The organism is Streptomyces sp. NPDC001634, from assembly GCF_040298185.1.
GTDB lineage: Bacteria > Actinomycetota > Actinomycetes > Streptomycetales > Streptomycetaceae > Streptomyces.
Map to the genome: position 1 here is coordinate 1 of NZ_JBEOZU010000214.1, position 1,919 is coordinate 1,919.

A 1,919-nucleotide genomic window follows, 5' to 3' on the forward strand; every position below is an offset into this window, starting at 1 on the left:
TACAACTATCATTCCAATTTTTTCATAAATCTTTTTATAATTATTTAGTACCATGAAGAAGCAAAATGTGATTACAAACACTAAAATACCTGGAAGTATATTATATCTTATGAGTAAATTAATTGAGCTACTCCCAAGTCCAATGTTTCCACAAATACTATAAGCTGTGAAAATCCCTGCAACCAAAGAAATTGGTAAGCGAAACTTAGGAAATAATAGATAGTTTCCTTTCTCCTCTAAACTTAATCTTTGATAGAAATATTGAGCAGAAAAATAGAAGAGAAAAGTAGTTAGTATAACAAATCCATCTAATATCAGCCAATGTGAATAGGTATCAAATCGGACAAAAAATGATTGATAATAAATTCCATCATTTTTATTATTGAAAATATTGTTGAAGACATTGTTCAAGATATCTAAAATATTTTGCTTTATCAACTCTAATCCAAAGACAAAGCCGATCAAAGATAAGGCGCCTGTAATCCCCTGTCCCAAAATAGTCCCAGAAAAAAAACCTAAAAAATAGTAACAAATGGCAACTAATAAGATGCAAAATTGGTAGAAAATAATTTTATCTAGAGGATAATTAATATATTGGTGAGGAATGCGACTATAAAGAATGACTAAATTAATGCTAACAGCAGTAATTGCCATTAATAATAAAGGAATTAACGACGTCAATATACTGCTTTTTAAAATTTGTTTTCTTTTATACCCAGACGAAAATAAAATCTGTAAAAAATTTGTCTTGTAATTTAAGAAGGATACTAAAAATCCAGCAACAATGAAAAATAAGCTAATAAGAGTAAAACCACGAAACACGTTTCTGGACGTAAACAAATATCTAAAATTAGTTAAGTCCAGCGCACTTCGCGTGTAAAATAATTTGGCCCTTATATAACCGTAAAATTCTTTAAAAGTCTGTGATTGAATATGAAACTTACCAGTTTTAGAATCAAATTTCAGAAAAATTCCTGCGTCCTGGTTCTCTGCATAATCGACACTTCCTTGGTAATCTTTTGTTTCTTTATATTTTTTATTTACATCATCCTCTTCAGTTTTTTGTGCAGCAAGGTATGAATTATATTGGTCTCTAGCCTCTTGAGAATGGATAAAGTTTTGCTCTCTATGCCAATTTTTTGTGGAGTTAAATCCAATAAAAACAGAGATTAATATTAACAGTATTCCTAAACTTAAAACGATTGGTTTGGCTCGTTTCCAAGTAATTTTGTTCAATTTTTTGTTATCCATTCTTTCCTCACTCTCTTTCATCAGTCATCTCATGACCTGAAAACTTGCTTATAAAAATATCTTCTAAAGTTAAAGGAAGTTCTTCAATCAGTAGTGGTTCACAATTGTTTATTCGTTCCATAAGTTCATCACTATAATTTTCAAAAATCACTGTGCTTACTCGGCCTTCATGAGTAATATGCTTCGCTTCTTGTTTGATAAACTGAGGTAATTCATAGTCTTTAAAAGCAATCTGAAGTTTACAGATTGACATTTTTACTGTAGAAAGATTCAATATAGAAACAATAGAGTGTTCTTTAATAAAAGCACTTGGTCCGCTAGCTTTTCCAACTCATTCAAATTATGTGAAGCTAAAATAATACTTCTCTCTCGATCACTGATTGCATCGATCATTAAATCAACAACCTGTTTCCGTACGATAACATCGAGCCCATCAAGAGGTTCATCTAAGATAATATAGGAACAATTTGAACAAAGCGCAATAATAACGAGGAGTAAGCATTGCATCCCTTTGGAATATTTTTGAAATTGATCATCAGGTAATTGATGTTTTTCGATCAATTCCAAAAATCTCTTACTATCAAAAAGAGGATATAATAGAGAAAAATAACTCTCAATTGTTCGTAATCTCATTTTATTTAATGGTTGATATTGAGGATCAAGGAAAA

General features: G+C 30.3%; 3 protein-coding genes. All 3 read right to left on the minus strand.

The window, feature by feature from the left end; translation table 11 throughout:
* On the minus strand, window positions 1–1,272 hold a 1,272-nt coding region (locus ABT186_RS47575; RefSeq protein WP_351930672.1), incomplete at its 3' end, for an ABC transporter permease.
* Window positions 1,259–1,504 (minus strand): hypothetical protein, encoded by a 246-nt coding sequence (locus ABT186_RS47580; RefSeq protein WP_351930674.1) that lies wholly within the window; start codon window positions 1,502–1,504, stop codon window positions 1,259–1,261. The genes ABT186_RS47575 and ABT186_RS47580, both read right to left, overlap by 14 nt.
* A gap of 17 nt (window positions 1,505–1,521) precedes the next feature.
* On the minus strand, window positions 1,522–1,919 hold a 398-nt coding region (locus ABT186_RS47585), incomplete at its 5' end, for an AAA family ATPase (RefSeq protein ID WP_502973563.1).

Coding starts and splice junctions, on each gene's coding strand:
- ABT186_RS47580 (WP_351930674.1), bottom strand. CDS start 1,504: ATGTCAATCTGTAAACTTCAGATTGCTTTTAAAGACTATGAATTACCT.